This window comes from Paraburkholderia xenovorans LB400, assembly GCF_000013645.1.
GTDB lineage: Bacteria > Pseudomonadota > Gammaproteobacteria > Burkholderiales > Burkholderiaceae > Paraburkholderia > Paraburkholderia xenovorans.
Window position 1 is genome coordinate 3455120 of the sequence record NC_007951.1, and the last position, 15548, is coordinate 3470667.

General features: G+C 65.6%; 12 protein-coding genes. 7 read left to right on the top strand and 5 right to left on the bottom strand.

All coding sequences use genetic code 11. The features are described from left to right. The first annotated feature begins 43 nt into the window (after window positions 1-43). The 7 genes from BXE_RS15325 (at window position 44) to iolB (ending at window position 9063) form a co-directional block, all read left to right on the top strand. Complete coding sequence (locus tag BXE_RS15325) at window positions 44-1090, top strand: sugar ABC transporter substrate-binding protein (protein ID WP_011489187.1); 1047 nt, start codon at window positions 44-46, stop codon at window positions 1088-1090. A 148-nt stretch (window positions 1091-1238) separates the two neighbouring features. Next, the gene (locus BXE_RS15330) at window positions 1239-2396 is read left to right on the top strand and encodes an ABC transporter permease (protein WP_011489188.1); all 1158 of its coding nucleotides are present in this window, start codon (window positions 1239-1241) and stop codon (window positions 2394-2396) included. 13 nt (window positions 2397-2409) lie between these two features. Beyond that, entirely contained in the window at window positions 2410-3246 is an 837-nt protein-coding gene (locus tag BXE_RS15335; RefSeq protein ID WP_011489189.1) for an ATP-binding cassette domain-containing protein, read from the top strand. Window positions 3247-3310: 64 nt separating this feature from the next. After that, the gene (gene iolC, locus BXE_RS15340; RefSeq protein ID WP_011489190.1) at window positions 3311-5353 is read left to right on the top strand and encodes a bifunctional 5-dehydro-2-deoxygluconokinase/5-dehydro-2-deoxyphosphogluconate aldolase; all 2043 of its coding nucleotides are present in this window, start codon (window positions 3311-3313) and stop codon (window positions 5351-5353) included. Further along, a complete protein-coding gene (iolD, locus tag BXE_RS15345) occupies window positions 5350-7329 on the top strand; it encodes a 3D-(3,5/4)-trihydroxycyclohexane-1,2-dione acylhydrolase (decyclizing) (RefSeq protein ID WP_011489191.1) in 1980 nt (659 codons plus the stop codon). Before iolC ends, iolD begins: the two co-directional genes overlap by 4 nt. Before the next feature lie 10 nt (window positions 7330-7339). Beyond that, on the top strand, window positions 7340-8266 hold the full coding sequence (gene iolE / locus BXE_RS15350) for a myo-inosose-2 dehydratase (protein WP_011489192.1): 927 nt from the start codon (window positions 7340-7342) through the stop codon (window positions 8264-8266). Continuing rightward, window positions 8263-9063, top strand: coding sequence for a 5-deoxy-glucuronate isomerase (gene iolB, locus BXE_RS15355; protein WP_011489193.1), 801 nt, complete (start codon window positions 8263-8265; stop codon window positions 9061-9063). Before iolE ends, iolB begins: the two co-directional genes overlap by 4 nt. Window positions 9064-9120: 57 nt before the next feature. Here iolB and BXE_RS15360 read toward each other — a convergent pair whose 3' ends face one another. The 5 genes from BXE_RS15360 to BXE_RS15380 all read right to left on the bottom strand — a co-directional run bounded on the left by BXE_RS15360 (window position 9121) and on the right by BXE_RS15380 (window position 15547). Then, entirely contained in the window at window positions 9121-11502 is a 2382-nt protein-coding gene (locus BXE_RS15360; RefSeq protein WP_011489194.1) for a hypothetical protein, read from the bottom strand. 368 nt (window positions 11503-11870) lie between these two features. Continuing rightward, entirely contained in the window at window positions 11871-12584 is a 714-nt protein-coding gene (locus BXE_RS15365) for an ABC transporter ATP-binding protein (RefSeq protein ID WP_011489195.1), read from the bottom strand. Beyond that, on the bottom strand, window positions 12581-13333 hold the full coding sequence (locus tag BXE_RS15370; protein WP_011489196.1) for an ABC transporter ATP-binding protein: 753 nt from the start codon (window positions 13331-13333) through the stop codon (window positions 12581-12583). Before BXE_RS15370 ends, BXE_RS15365 begins: the two co-directional genes overlap by 4 nt. Continuing rightward, window positions 13330-14616: a branched-chain amino acid ABC transporter permease gene (locus BXE_RS15375; protein WP_011489197.1), complete on the bottom strand. Its 1287-nt coding sequence runs from the start codon at window positions 14614-14616 to the stop codon at window positions 13330-13332. The genes BXE_RS15370 and BXE_RS15375 overlap by 4 nt, the downstream gene beginning before the upstream one ends. Beyond that, a complete protein-coding gene (locus BXE_RS15380) occupies window positions 14609-15547 on the bottom strand; it encodes a branched-chain amino acid ABC transporter permease (RefSeq protein WP_011489198.1) in 939 nt (312 codons plus the stop codon). Before BXE_RS15380 ends, BXE_RS15375 begins: the two co-directional genes overlap by 8 nt. Window position 15548 lies beyond the last annotated feature (1 nt).

Below are 15548 nucleotides of genomic sequence, written 5' to 3' on the forward strand. Positions count from 1 at the left end.
AGACGCTCCCTTCAAAAACGACATACCGAGAAAGGTGGAGACAATGAGACTTTGCAAGGGCAAGGCTACGCTCAGGATTCTGGTGACGGCATTGACGTTGGCGACGGGATTCGGCGCGGCCTCCGCCGCCCGCGCGGCCGACGCTCACTTCGTACTGATCAGCCACGCGCCGGATTCGGATTCGTGGTGGAACACCATCAAGAACGCCATCAAACAGGCCGACGAAGACTTCAACGTCGAGACCGACTACCGCAATCCGCCGAACGGCGACATCGCCGACATGGCGCGTCTGGTCGAACAGGCCGCCGCGCGCAACTACGACGGCGTGATCGTCACCATCGCCGATTTCGACGTGCTGAAAAGCTCGATCAGCAAGGTCACCGCGAAGAAGATCCCGCTCGTCACGATCAACTCCGGCACGGAGGAACAGAGCGCGCAACTCGGCGCCATCATGCACGTGGGCCAACCCGAATATGTAGCGGGCAAAGCCGCCGGCGAAAAAGCCAAGGCAGCGGGCGTGAAGTCGTTCCTGTGCGTGAATCACCTCGCCACCAACACCGTGTCGTTCGACCGTTGCCGCGGTTTTGCGGAGGCGATCGGCGTCGACTACAAGTCGTCCACCATCGACTCCGGCCAGGACCCGACCGAAATTCAATCGAAGGTCAGCGCGTATCTGCGCAATCACCCGAACACCGGCGCGATCCTGACGCTCGGACCGACCCCGGCTTCGGCCACGCTGAAAGCGGTCACGCAAATGGGTCTGGCGGGCAAGATCTACTTCTGCACGTTCGACTTCTCCGACGACATCGCCAAAGCCATCCAGAACGGCACGATCCAGTTCGCGATCGACCAGCAGCCGTACCTGCAAGGCTATATCCCGGTGGCCGTGCTGGCGATCGTGAAGAAAGAGCACACCACCGACCCGGTGAAGATCCGCCAGATCCTGGAGGCGAATCCGAAGTTCAAGGCACGGCTCGCCACCTACGGCCTCGCGCCGTCTTATGGCCCGAAGAATATCCGCTCCGGTCCGGGCTTCATCACCAAGGAAAACCTCGACAAGGTCATCAAGTACGCGGGGCAGTACCGCTGATTCTTTTCTCTAGCTAGTCACGCGCACGGCGGGCACCATTTCCACCGTTTCAATACCGGGCCGCCCGCCGCCACCGCGCATTTCACCGGCTGCCGCTCTCGCCATTCATCTGCGAGAGGCAGGCATAACCGGGTTCCAAGGAGCCATCATGGGTGTAGCCGGCAAACACTTCCCACCGCACGTCAAGACGAATACCGCCGAGGCCGCGCCATCGCTGCCCGATTCGGATGAACGGCTGCGCAAGGAATCCAGGTTCGGCCATGTGCTGAACCGCCCCGAATTCGCCGCGATTTCCGGCGCGGTACTGGTGTTTCTCGTTTTCGCGCTGACGGCCGGCAACTCCGGCATGTTCAATCTCGACGGCGTGATGAACTGGTCGCAAGTGTCGGCGTATCTCGGCATTCTCGCCGTGGGCGCATGTCTGTTGATGATCGCGGGTGAGTTCGATCTCTCGATCGGGTCGATGATCGGTTTCGCCGGCATGATGGTGGCGATTCCGTCGGTCTATTTTCACTGGCCGATTTCTCTCGCCATTCTGTTCGCGTTCGCCGGCTCCATGCTGCTCGGCGCGCTGAACGGCTATCTGGTCATGCGCACGCGCCTGCCCTCGTTCATCGTCACGCTCGCGTTTCTGTTCATCTTGCGCGGCCTCACGCTCGCGCTGTCGATCATGTTCGCGGATCGCACCATCGTCTCGGGCGTAGGCGATCTCGCGCAGCAGGACTGGCTCGCGGATACGCTGTTTCACGGCGTCGCGCTGCGCGGTCTCTTTCTGATGCTCGCGCAACACGGCATCGGCACCCTGCTCGATAACGGCCACGCGCTCGTGCCGGGCATTCCGAAGGTGATTCTGTGGTGGCTCGGCCTCGCCGCAGTCTGCGCGTTCGTGCTGGCAAAAACACGCGCCGGCAACTGGATTCTGGCTGTGGGCGGCGACGCCAACGCAGCCAAGAACGTGGGCGTGCCGGTGCGCCGCGTGAAGATTTCGCTGTTCGTGCTGACCGCGTTCTGCTCGTGCCTGTTCGCGGTGCTGCAAGTGTGCGACATCGGTTCGGCCGCGGCCGACCGGGGCTTGCAGAAAGAGTTCGAAGCGATCATCGCCGCGGTGATCGGCGGCACCTTGCTGACGGGCGGCTACGGGTCGGTGGTCGGCGCGTGTTTCGGCGCGTTGATCTTCGGCGTCGTGCAGATCGGCATTACCTACACGAACGTCAGCTCCGACTGGTTCCGCGTGTTCCTCGGCGTGATGCTGCTGATCGCGGTGCTGTTCAATCACTATGTGCGCCGCCGCGTCTCGCAGGCGTAACGGGGAGACGACCATGTCCGATACGAATACCGTCACGAATGCCGTGCACGACGCAAGCGCTGCGCAGGACGACGTGATCCTCGCGCTCGAAAACGTCAACAAATACTTCGGCAAGGTGATCGCGCTAAGCGGCGTGACCTTGCGGCTGAAACGCGGCGAAGTGCACTGCCTGCTCGGCGACAACGGCGCAGGCAAATCGACGCTGATCAAAACCCTCGCCGGCGTGCATCAGCCCTCTTCCGGCCAGTATCTGGTAGATGGCAAACCGGTGCTGTTCGAGTCGCCGAAAGACGCGCTCGACCTCGGCATCGCCACCGTCTATCAGGACCTGGCATTAGTGCCGCTGCTCTCCGTGGCGCGCAACTTCTTCATGGGGCGCGAGCCGCAAAAGAAACTGTTCGGCTTCCTGAGCGTCATGGATCTCGAGACCAGCGCCACCACCGCGCGCGACAAGCTCGCGGAAATGGGCATCAACGTGCGCGACGCGCACCAGCCGATCGGCACCATGTCCGGCGGAGAGAAGCAGTGTCTCGCGATTGCGCGGGCGATTCATTTCGGCGCGCGCGTGCTGATTCTCGACGAACCGACCGCCGCGCTCGGCGTGAAGCAGAGCTTCAACGTGCTGAAACTGATCCATAAGGCGCGCGCGAAAGGCATCTCGGTGATCTTCATCACGCACAACGTGCATCACGCGTATCCGATCGGCGACTCGTTCACCGTGCTCAATCGCGGCAAATCGCTCGGCACGTTCACCAAGGAAACCATCAGCAAGGACGAGGTGCTCGACATGATGGCCGGCGGCGCCGAGATGCAGAAGATGATCGGCGAACTCGAAGGCGCGACGATCTGATTCATTCGCGCGACGAACCGGCGCCGCTGCGCCGGCTGTCGCGCTCAGCCATTCAGGAAACTTCATGGATCATTCCAGCACATCCAGCGCAATCATGTCCGCCCCGGCCCCGGCGGCCAGCCGCTTCGCGCCGGGCCGCAGCCGCGACATCGTCTGCCTCGGCCGGCTCGCCGTGGATCTGTACGCGCAGCAGGTCGGCGCGCGGCTCGAAGACGTGTCGAGCTTCGCGAAGTATCTCGGCGGATCGTCGGCGAATATCGCGTTCGGCTGCGCGCGGCTCGGTCTCGCGTCGTCGATGCTGGCGCGCGTCGGCAACGATCACATGGGCCGCTTTCTCACCGAGACGCTCACCAAAGAGGGCTGCGACGTCAGCCACGTGCGCATCGACCGGGAACGCCTGACCGCCCTCGTGCTGCTCGGCCTGAAAGACCGCGACACGTTCCCGCTGATCTTCTACCGCGAGAACTGCGCGGACATGGCAGTCGATGAAGCGGATTTCGACGAGGCCTTCATTGCATCGTCGAAAGCGCTGCTGATTACCGGCACGCACTTTTCCACCGAGCAGGTGAACCGCACGAGCCGCCGCGCGCTCGATTACGCACGCCGCAACCAGGTGCGCACCGTGCTCGATATCGACTATCGCCCGGTGCTTTGGGGTCTTACCGGCAAAGCGGACGGTGAAACGCGCTTCGTGGCGAGCGAAGGCGTCACCGCGCACTTGCAGCGCATTCTGCCGCTGTTCGATCTGGTGATCGGCACCGAGGAGGAATTCCGCATTGCCGGCGGCAAGACCGAACTGGTCGATGCGCTCGCGATGGTGCGCGCCGTCACGCCGGCCACGCTCGTGCTCAAGCGCGGGCCGCTGGGCTGCCAGATCATCGACGGCCAGGTGCCCGCCTCGCTCGACAATGTGCCGATTCACGGCGGCGTGGAAGTGGAAGTGCTGAACGTGCTCGGTGCGGGCGACGCATTTGCTTCCGGCTTTCTCTCCGGATGGTTGCGCGATCAACCGCTCGAAGCCTGCGCGCGCGCGGCGAACGCGAGCGGCGCGCTGGTCGTCTCGCGGCACGGCTGCGCGCCCGCCATGCCGACGCCCGCCGAACTCGACTACTTCCTGCGCGAAGCGAAAGCCGATCCGCAGCGCATGCGCCGCCCGGATCGGGACGCGGCACTCGCGCGGCTGCATCGCGTCTCGCCGGCCCGCAAACAGTGGGACGAAGTGCTCGGTTTCGCCTTCGACCACCGCAACCAGTTCTTCGAACTCGCGCAGCAGACCGGCGCCGACGAAGCGCGCATAGCGCGCCTGAAAGGCCTGTTCGTCGAAGCCGTCGCGCAAACCGAGAGCGCGTTGGGTCTGCAAAACCGCATCGGCGTGCTGATCGACGACCGTTACGGCCAGGACGCGCTGAACGCGGCCACTGGCCGTGGCTGGTGGATCGGCCGGCCGGTGGAGTTGCCGGGTTCGGTGCCGCTCGTGTTCGATCATGGCCGTTCGATCGGCACCACGCTGATCCCGTGGCCGCAGGAGCATATCGCCAAGTGTCTCGTGCAGTTTCATCCCGACGAACCCATCGAACAGCGCCTCGAACAGGAAGCGCAGTTGCGCGCGCTCTACGACGCGACGCAAGCGAGCGGCCACGAGCTGCTGCTCGAAGTGATTCCGCCGAAACATGCGCATTTGCCGCAAGCACCGGACGTTGTGTACCGCGCGTTGAAGCGCCTGTACAACATCGGCATCTACCCCGAATGGTGGAAGCTCGAACCAATGGACGCCGCGCAATGGCGCAGCGTCGACGCGCTGATCGCGGAGCGCGACCCCTATTGCCGGGGCGTGGTCCTGCTCGGTTTGTCGGCGGGCGTCGAACAGTTGAACGAAGGTTTCCGCGCGGCCGCGCAATCGGCGACATGCCGCGGCTTCACGGTCGGGCGCACCATCTTCCATGAGCCAAGTCATGCATGGCTCGCCGGAGAAATCGGCGACGACGAACTGATCGCGCGCGTGCGCCGCACCTTCGAAACATTGATCGCTTCGTGGCGTGCAACGCGTGGCGCGGGCGCCGCGCAACCCGGCACGCCGAACCCTGTCCATCAGGAGCAAGCCGCATGAATCAGCGCGTATTGCATCATGACGCGGCGTCCGCCAACGACGCCAGCAACGCCCGTGTGGGCGCGGGCTCCGGCGGCACGGTGCGCCTGACGTCCGCGCAGGCGCTGGTCCGCTATCTCGCCGCGCAACAGGTCGCAACCGGGGACGGCCACGGCACCGAGCCGCTGTTCGGCGGCGTGTTCGCCATCTTCGGCCACGGCAACGTGGCGGGGATCGGTGAGGCGCTGTATCAGCACCGCGACGAACTGCCGACCCTGCGAGCCCACAACGAACAGGCGATGGCGCACAGCGCGATCGCCTACGCGAAAGCGCATTTCCGCCGCCGCATGATGGCCGTCACGACGTCGATCGGACCGGGCGCTACCAACCTCGTCACTGCGGCGGCGCTCGCGCACGTGAACCGTTTGCCGGTGCTGCTGCTGCCCGGCGACATCTTCGTTTCGCGCGCGCCGGATCCGGTATTGCAGCAGGTCGAGGACTTCCACGACGGCGGCGTGTCCGCCAACGACGCGCTCAAACCGGTGTCGCGCTACTTCGACCGCATCGTGCATCCGGCGCAATTGCTCAGCGCGCTGCCGCGCGCCGTGCGCGTGCTGACCGACGCCGCCTTGTGCGGTCCCGTGACGCTCGCGTTGCCGCAAGACGTGCAGGCGCAGGCATGGGATTTCCCGCTCGACTTCTTCAAGCCGCGCGTCGTCACGTTTTATGCACCCGCGCCGCGCGCCGATGAAATCGAGGCCGCCTTTGCGCGCTTGCGCCAGGCCAAACGGCCGTTGATCGTCGCGGGCGGCGGCGTGCTCTACGGCCACGCCACCGACGCCCTGCACCGTTTCGCGACCACGCACGGCGTGCCGGTCGCGGAGACGCAGGCCGGCAAAGGCTCGCTCGCCTGGAACGATCCGTTGAACGTGGGCGCGCTGGGCGTGACGGGCTCGCCCGCTGCGAACGCGCTTGCGCACGACGCCGATTGCGTGCTGGCCATCGGCACCCGCCTGCAGGACTTCACTACCGGCTCGAACACGTTGTTCACGCAAGCCGGGGTGATCGCGATCAATGCCAATGCGTTCGACGGTCTCAAGCATCGCGCGCTGGTGGTCGAAGCCGACGCGCGGCTGGCGCTCGATGCCCTTGCCGAACCCCTGCAAGGCTGGCACGCGGAGCGCACGTGGACCGCGCGCGCGCACAAGCTCGCGGCGAGTTGGCGCGATACGGTGAGCACGCTTACCCATGCGCCGCAACGCGATACCGTGCTGCCTTACGAAGGCGATGTAATCGGCGCGATACAGCGGTCGAGCGTCAGTTCGCCGGCAAACGATATCGTCGTGTGCGCGGCCGGCACGCTGCCCGCCGAGTTGCACAAACTCTGGCGCGCCGGCAAACCGGGCGCGTATCACGTCGAGTACGGCTATTCGTGCATGGGCTACGAGATTGCCGGCGGCCTTGGCGTGAAGCTCGCCCGCCCCGCGCGCGAAGTGATCGTGATGGTCGGCGACGGCAGCTATCTGATGATGAACAGCGAGATCGCGACTTCGGTGATGATCGGCGCGAAGCTGATCGTGGTGGTGCTCGACAATCGCGGCTATGGCTGCATCAACCGCTTGCAGCAGGCCTGCGGCGGCGCGCCGTTCAACAACCTGCTCGAAGACTGCAAGCAAGGCCCGCTCGGCGCGCCGACAATCGATTTCGCCGCGCATGCGCGTGCTCTCGGCGCGCAGGCCGAACACGTCGCGAATATCGCGGAACTCGATACGGCTTTGCAACGCGCCCGTGCGGCGGATCGCACTTACGTCATCAGCATCGATACCGACGCCGCGCGCACCACCGACGACGGCGGCTGGTGGTGGGAAGTGGCCGTGCCGGAAGTCTCGGCGCGCCCCGCCGTACGTGACGCCCGTGCGAAATACGAATCGCAACTCGCGGCACGCGCCGAACCGGCCGGCGTGACGCGCAACACCGGCCCCACCGACAACGAATGAGGACGCCCGCATGACTGCTTTCGACGTACGTATCGGCATCAATCCGTTATCGTGGATGAACGACGATCTGCCTTCGCTCGGCGGCGAAACGCCGCTCGAGGTGGCGTTGACGGAAGGCCGCCAGATTGGCTATCAAGGCTTCGAACTCGGCAACAAGTTTCCGCGCGAGCCGCAGGCATTGAAAGCGCTGCTCGCGCAGTACGATCTCGCGCTGGTATCGGGCTGGTATTCCGGGCGGCTCGCGCGGCGCAGCGTGGAAGAAGAAATCGCCGCTGTCGGCCCACACCTGGAGCTGCTCGCGCAGAACGGCGCGACAGCGATGGTGTATGGCGAAGTCGCCGATTCGATTCAGGGCGCAGCGCAGCCGCTTTATCAACGGCCGCGTTTTTTCAGCGACGCGCAATGGGCCGCCTATGCGGCGCGCGTGGACGAATTCGCGCGCTATACGCTGAGCCGCGGCGTGCGGCTCGCGTACCATCATCACATGGGCGCTTATGTCGAGACACCGGCCGATGTCGATCAACTGATGTCACGCACCGGCGAGGCCGTCGGCCTGCTGTTCGACGCGGGACACATCACGTTTGCCGGCGGCGATCCGCTCGCCGTGCTCGACAAACATATCGGGCGGGTTTGCCACGTGCACTGCAAGGACGTGCGCCCCGCTGTGATGAAGCTCGCGCGCAATCGCAACTGGAGTTTTCTCGACGCAGTCATCGCCGGCGCCTTCACAGTGCCCGGAGACGGCGCTGTCAATTTCGCGGCGATCATCGAACGATTGAAGCGCCACGGTTATCGCGGCTGGCTGGTGGTGGAAGCCGAACAGGACCCGGTCGTGGCGCCTTCGTTCGAGTATGCACAGAAAGGCTACCAGACGTTGCGCGCGCTGGTGGATGCGCCGCTCGACGCGGCTGACAGGAGCAGGCAGGAGGCAGCATGAGCTTATTGGTGAAGGCGCAGCGCGAAGGCCAGACAATCGCGCGAGTGACACCGGCGTCGGCATGCTGGCGGTATGTGGGATTTGCCGCTTACCGCCTCGGTACGGCCGAGGTCGTGCACGTGCACGAACCCTCGCGTGAAGTGTGTATCGTCGTGCTCACCGGCACGGTGGATATCGAAACCGCGGACACCACGTGGCGTTCGCTCGGTTCGCGCGACAGCGTGTTCGAAGACGCCGCGCCGTACGCGGTGTATCTGCCGCCGAACGTTCGGGCGACGGTTCGCGCCTGTCGTGATGCCGAGATCGGCGTGGCGAGCGCACCAGCGAGAGGCGGGTATCCCGCGAGACTGATCGAGCCCGCTTCGATGAAACGCTCCACACGCGGCAAAGGCCTGAATACGCGATACGTATGCGATATTCTTCCGCAAACCGAACCAGCCGAGTCGCTGCTGGTGGTCGAGGTCCGAACGCCCGGCGGCCACGCTTCGAGCTACCCGCCGCATAAGCATGACACCGACAACGTCCCGCAGGAAAGCTCGCTCGAAGAGACTTACTATCACCGGCTCGATCCGCCGCAAGGGTTTGCGTTTCAGCGCGTGTACACGGATATGCGCGACATCGACGAGTCGATGGCCGTGGAAGATCATGACGTCGTCATGGTGCCGCGTGGGTATCACCCGGTGGTCGTGCCGTACGGTTACGACTCGTACTATCTGAACGTGATGGCCGGCGGCAAGCGGGTCTGGCATTTCCGCAACGATCCGGCGCATGAGTGGATCATCAATAAGGACGCTTGAATTCAAGGCCTGCGCGATATATCGACATGGCATCGCGCGGGCTTCAAACAGGCCGCGCTACTTCCTGACGGCCAGATCGACATTCAGGCCGCCGTCCTCGCCCATTCTCACCGTTCCCTTCGACACGTCCTTGCGATAAGCGTACAGATCGAACTTCATCACGCCGGGATTCGAACTGTCCTTGATGAACGTGCGCGTGTTCGTCACCAGCGAATTGAACATCTTCACGTCGCCGGACTCGATCCACACGAAGCTCCTGCCCGCGCCCGAAGGCGGCCTCGCGGCGGCGATGTTGCCGTCGCGCTTGAACTTCAGCACGAGACCTTCGTCCGTGACGGTCGCGCTCGCGAGACGCCCTTGCAGAACCGGCGGCGGAAACACCGTGTACTGATCGAACACCAGCTCGTTGCCCTTTAGCGCGACACCCTTGCGCGTGAACGGCGTAAGCGAAGCGAGCGGAATATCCAGCGCGCGCAGCAGGCCGGCCTGCGGCACGCCCAGCACTTTTACGGAAGCCGGTTCATACACGAGATGCCGCTCGTCTTTGGCGACGATCGTGCCGCTCATCGTGGTGGGTAGCCACACGCCGGGAAAGTGATTCCACAGCTTGATGCCGCCCGTCACTTCGAGCTTGCCATCCACCGGCTTCAACTGAAGATCGTTCAGCGAGCGCGGCTCGTAATCGAGCAGATAGTCGTTGAAAAGCGCGGCCATTGCGGGCCACGGCTCCACGACCTCGCCGCCGATGATATGGATATCGTACTGATCGGGATCGTCCAGATCGACCGGTTGCCCCGGCTTTTTCGGCACCATCTGCGCATCGAGCGAACGCACGTGAAAACCGATGCGCCCCGCCACGTAGAAGTCGACGTTCTCGACGTGAATCAGCGGCGCGGGGCCCGGAGAATGGCGTTCGTCGCTGAACGCTGAACCGGGGGTCGACATGCGTCGCCCGGAAAACGCCGCGCGCGTGCCGACCGGAATCGCGCGTGCCGCCGACGCGGTTTGCACGGACTGCGGCACGCGTTGCCACACGAGCCGCGCCTGCGCGAGCGCGGCCTGCTGGGCGCGAATGAAGCTGTCGTTAAAGCGCGCGCTTGCACTGCCGGTTTGCAGCGGCGAGTCTTTGTCTTTGTCCTTGTCCGCGCTGGCTAGCGTCGTATATGACGGCAGATGCACGTCCAGCGCACCCGCTTCGTCGAAGGTGAAATAGCCGGCTGCCATCTGAGCGCGGTAGTGGTACAGGTCCAGCACGAACGGCGCCTGGTTGTCGATCGGCGTGAGCGCCATGTCGATGTTCATCGGCATCGAACGCATGAATTTGACGTCGCCGCCTTGCACCAGCATGCCGCGCGCGGGCATCGTCGCGGGCCAGACGATGTTGGGCACGCTGCCGTCGTCGAGCGTGAAGCGCACGCCCGCCGCGCTCGTGCCGATCTGCGTGATCGTCATGTGCAATGCGGGCGGCGGCGTGAGTTTGGCCACCTGCATTACAACGTCGTCGCCGTCCAGACGCGCGATCGGCGTGTCCACTTTCAGCAGGTCGGCCATCTTCACGTGCGCGGCCTGCATCAGCCTGTCGGCGCCGACGCCGGCCACTTCGACATGATCCGCATGAAACACGAGCTCGGCGGCGTTGCGCATGGACAGCGATCCGCTCAGCACGATCGGCACCCATGTTTCGCGATGCATCTCGCCGGTAATGCGCAAGTTGCCGCCGTCCTGCGGCACGACGCGCATATTGCGCAGCGGCGAGCCCTGATACTGGAACAGGTAGCGGTTGAAGATCGCCGTGAGTTTGGCGCTGTCGAGCGTGACCTGGCCGCGGTGGACGTTGATCGTCACGCTGGTCGGATCGTCGAAGACGATCGGCTGGCCGGGATGCGCCGGCGTCAGTGTCGCCGCCATGTCGTGAATCATGAAGCCGATGTCGCCGGTCACGCGGAAGTCGACGTCGCGTGCGAACATCAGCGAACCATCGATGCCGGAATCGCGCAGCGTCAGCGGACGGCTGCGCTTTTCGGTCATGCCGCTCGCCGATGGCACGCGCGCCGCGATGCTTTGTTCGGCGGCCAGTTGTTTGGCCTTGGCGAGTTCGAGGGCGGGACGTGTGGAAGCTGGTTGGGCGGCGAGCGCGGGGGCCGGCGAGGCGTTGGCGTTGGCGTTGGCGTTGGCGTTCGCATTTGCCCGACTGTCGCCGCTGCTGACTTTGTCGCTCGCCGCGTCGCCTGCCCTGCCCGCCTCATTTGACGGCGCGGATGTCGCATCGCCGCCAGCCGAACTGGCATCGGCGCAGGCGCACATCAGCAACGCGGCCATCAACAGCGCGGCGCCCACGCCGGTCCGCGAACGCCAGGCGCGCTTCTGCCTTGAATCTCGTGAATCCGGCGGCAGCGGCTCAAGCGCCGACACCTCGTTGAATGCGCGTGCGTCTCTCATGATGTCTCCTCCTGAAGCCGCGACGCATCTCTCGCGCGCCGGGCACGGCATGGTGAGTCGCGCATACGGGGGCTTTAAACAGCAAGCCGCTGTCGCGCGTCTTCTACCCGATTGTCTTTATTTGTCAGCGCGCTGCCGACAAGATTTCTGGAGGACGCTCACCAAACGATCAAGCGTTTGAATCGCCGCGGCGGGTCGTTGGAAAGCCCGCGTGCATGCGGCCTGAGAGGTACGTCGGTGGATGGGATTCAAACGGCATCACCGATGCCATTCAAGCTCCGCGCGCACGATGCATTCAGCAGGACAGCAAAACGATCGTCCATCGCCATGCGGCACTGCAATAAAAACGCTGGTAATACGTGTGGCGCTCAACCGACACCGAGCCATTCCCGCATCACATCGGTCCGCTGCAGGAACGACGCGAGCGCGCCGTCGAACACGACTTCGCCATGCCCCATCACGGCGACGCGGCTGGCAATATCCTGTGCGATCACAAGGCGCTGTTCGATCAGCAGCATCGCCACGCCGCGATCGCGCAGCGTCCGCAAGCATCGGGAGACCTGCTCCATCACGAGACTCGCGAGCCCCTCGCCGGGTTCGTCGATGACAAGCAGATCGGGGTCGCCCAGCAGCGCCCGCGCGAGCGTCAGCATCTGCTGCTCGCCGCCCGAGAGCGCGCCGGCACGCGTGCGCCTGCGCTCGCGCAGCACGGGGAACAGCGTGTAGGCGTCGTCGAAGGTGAAACGCGGCGCGCGGCCGCGATCACCAGGCGCGACACCGAGTTGCAGATTCTCGTGGACGCTCAGCGCGGGAAACACATCGCGATGTTCCGGCACATAGCCGATCCCGAGACGCGCGATCTCGAAGGTGCGCAGACCGCCGAGCGCGCGGCCCGCGAAACGCAGTTCACCTTCGCTGCGCACGAGGCCCATGATCGCGCGCGCAAGCGTGGAGCGGCCCGAGCCGTTGCGGCCGACCAGCGCCAGCACCTCGCCCGCCTCGATGCCCAGCGTGACGCCGTGCAGCGCCTGGCTCGCGCCGTACCACGCGTTCAACCCGCGAATGTCGAGCAGGGCGCTCATGTTCCGAACCCTTCGCCGAGATACGCGGCGCGCACCGCCGCGTCCGCGCGGATCGCCGCCGGCGTGCCGCTAGCGATGATGCGCCCCTGCACGAGAACCGAAATACGATCGGCGATCGCGAACACCGCGTCCATGTCGTGCTCGACCATCAGCAGCGTCCGGCCCGCCGTGGTCTCGCGAATCAGTTCGATGGCATGCGCCGCTTCCGCGCGATTCATGCCGGCGGTCGGCTCGTCGAGCAGCAAGGTATGCGCGCCGCCCGCGAGCGCGATGCCCAGATCGAGCGCGCGTTGCTCGGCGTAGCTGAGCGTGCCGGCGAGGACTTGGCGGCGCGCGCTCAGGCCCACCGCGTCGAGCACCTGTGCAGCACGCGCATCGACCGTGCGCGAACCGCTGAAACGCTGCCACCATCGCGTGCGGTCGCGCTCCGCCAGTTGTGCCGCGCAGCGCAGATTGTCGAACACGCTGAGCCGCGCGAACACGCTGGTGCTCTGGAAGCTGCGCGCGAGCCCGCGGCGCGCGATCGCGGTCGGCGCAAGGCGTGTGATCTCGGCCCCGAACAGATCGATGCGCCCGGCGTTCGGCCGCGCACCGCCGGCAATCAGATTGAAGAGCGTCGACTTGCCAGCGCCGTTCGGTCCGATCAGCGCGTGACGTTCGCCGGGCTGGACCGCGAGATCGACGCCGCGCAGAACCTGCGTCGAGCCGAAGCGTTTTTTGATGCCATAGAGTGCGAGTGCCGGGATCATCGCGCGTCTCCGGCGCTGTGCGTGGCGCTTGAGCGCATGGCTGCGAGGTGCGCTTGCGCTCGAATCGCGTAATGCGCCGAGAGTCCTCCGAGCGCGGCCAGCAACAGGATTGCGAGTGCGAGCGGCGACGCGCCCATCCCCGTCAGCGCGCCCATGCCGACCCAAGCCGCGCCGTCGTCCGCGCCGAATTGCGCGGCGTAGGCCCATTGCATCGCGAGCACGACGGCCGCCGTCCACAGCAGCGCGGCGGCCGCGCCCCACAGATAAGCCACGCGGCACCGGCGCCAGCCATATGCGGCCACACGCGCCGTATGACGCTGCACGAAGCCCGCGAGGCCATCCGGTGACATCACCACGACCACGATGAAGAAGAGTCCCAGATAGAACAACCAGGCCCGCGTGACGCTCGCCACCGCGACACTGAAAAACGTCAGCACGACCGCGCCCGCGACCGGCCCGAAAAACGCCGCCGTGCCGCCGATCACCGTGGCGATCAACACCGCGCCCGAGCGCATCATGCCGACGCTTTCCGTCGACACCAGTTCCACGTTGATCAGCGCCAGCGTCCCCGAGATACCCGCGAAAAATGCCGACACCACCACCACGCCATAGCGGATGCGGCGCGGGTAGCAGCCTATTGCCGCCGCCCGCACCGGATTGTCCCGCACGGCGTTGGCAAGGCGCATGAAAGGCGTACGCGAGAGCGCGAACAGCGCCGCGCACGCGAGCAGGCACCACACGGCGATCAGCGCATAGGCCTCGCGCGCCGGGCCGAAGCTCCAGCCTGCCCACTGCGCGCCGCTCGCGCGATCGATCGCCACGCCCGCCTCGCCGCCGAACCAGTCGGGCAGCGTCCACGCGGCGGCCGCCACGAGTTCGCCCAGACCGAGTGTGATCATCGCGAAGGCCGTGCCGGCGCGCCGGGTGGAAATGAAACCGAACAGCACGCCGCACAGCGCGCCGCCGATACCGCCAACCAGCGGCAGCAGCACGAGCGGCACGCCGATCCGGTTGAACAGTTGCGCGGCCACGAGCGCGCCGAGGCCGGAGTAAGCGGCATGGCCGAACGACAACAGCCCCGTCTCGCCGAGCAGCAGATTGTAGGAAAGCGCGAACACGATCATCGCCGCGGTCTGCGCGAGATAGGCGAGCAGCCAGCTTTGCGGCCAGACGAATGGCGGCACGCCAAGGAACAGGATGAGCGCCAGCCACGGCGCGAGCACGCGCCAGAGCGCACGCGGTGCGGTCGCGGACAAAGCCGACGAGTCGGGCGCGTCACGCATGTTCGTCACGCCGCCCGAAAAGTCCGCGCGGGCGCAGTGCCAGCATTGCAACCAGCAGCAGATACGGGAGCAGCGGTGCGAGTTGCGCGAGCGTCAGCGCGTCCCATTCGGCCGGCAGGGATGTGCCGAAGATCGACAGCGCGTCGCCGAGCGACACGTTGCTCGCCACGGCCAGGGTCTGCACGCAGCCGACCAGCAGCGATGCCGCCAGCGCACCGCCCAGCGAACCCAGGCCGCCGATCACGACCACCACGAACACGATCGAGCCGAGCGACTCCGCCATCCCCGGTTCGATCACGAAGAGCGGCGCGCCGATCACGCCGGCCAACGCGGCAAGCGCCGTGCCGGCCGCGAACACGCCGGTGAACACGCGCGGCACGTTGTGGCCGAGCGCTTCGACGGCGCTCGCGTGCGTGAGCGCGGCGCGCACGATCAGCCCCGCCTTCGACACGCGCAGCACGCCGTAGAGCACACCCAGCATGGCGAGCGACACCACCATCATGAACGCCCGATAGCGCGCGAACGCCGCGCCGTAGACGGTGAAGAGCGGCCCGTCGAGCACGGCAGGCACGGTCGCGGAAAGCGCGCTCAAGCCCCAGCCGAGCTTGACCAGTTCGCCGAGCACATACGCCGCGCCGAAGGTCAGCAGCAATTCGGCGAGATGGCCATGCGCACGCACGCGCCGCAACAGCCAGCGCTCCAACGCCGCGCCGGCCAGCCCGACGACAAGCGGCGCAATCGCCAGCGCGCTCCAGAATCCCGCGCGCGCCGCCACCGAAAACCCGACGTAAGCGCCGAGCATGTAGAAGCTCGCGTGCGCGAAATTGAGCACGCCGAGCATGCTGAAAATCAGCGTCAGGCCCGCCGACAGCATGAACAGCAGCAGGCCGTAACTGACACCGTTGAGCAGATTGACGACGAACGACTGCACG

Coding starts and splice junctions, on each gene's coding strand:
- BXE_RS15330 (WP_011489188.1), top strand. CDS start 1,239: ATGGGTGTAGCCGGCAAACACTTCCCACCGCACGTCAAGACGAATACC.
- BXE_RS15325 (WP_011489187.1), top strand. CDS start 44: ATGAGACTTTGCAAGGGCAAGGCTACGCTCAGGATTCTGGTGACGGCA.
- iolB (WP_011489193.1), top strand. CDS start 8,263: ATGAGCTTATTGGTGAAGGCGCAGCGCGAAGGCCAGACAATCGCGCGA.
- iolC (WP_011489190.1), top strand. CDS start 3,311: ATGGATCATTCCAGCACATCCAGCGCAATCATGTCCGCCCCGGCCCCG.
- iolE (WP_011489192.1), top strand. CDS start 7,340: ATGACTGCTTTCGACGTACGTATCGGCATCAATCCGTTATCGTGGATG.
- BXE_RS15335 (WP_011489189.1), top strand. CDS start 2,410: ATGTCCGATACGAATACCGTCACGAATGCCGTGCACGACGCAAGCGCT.
- BXE_RS15360 (WP_011489194.1), bottom strand. CDS start 11,502: ATGAGAGACGCACGCGCATTCAACGAGGTGTCGGCGCTTGAGCCGCTG.
- BXE_RS15370 (WP_011489196.1), bottom strand. CDS start 13,333: ATGATCCCGGCACTCGCACTCTATGGCATCAAAAAACGCTTCGGCTCG.
- BXE_RS15375 (WP_011489197.1), bottom strand. CDS start 14,616: ATGCGTGACGCGCCCGACTCGTCGGCTTTGTCCGCGACCGCACCGCGT.
- iolD (WP_011489191.1), top strand. CDS start 5,350: ATGAATCAGCGCGTATTGCATCATGACGCGGCGTCCGCCAACGACGCC.
- BXE_RS15365 (WP_011489195.1), bottom strand. CDS start 12,584: ATGAGCGCCCTGCTCGACATTCGCGGGTTGAACGCGTGGTACGGCGCG.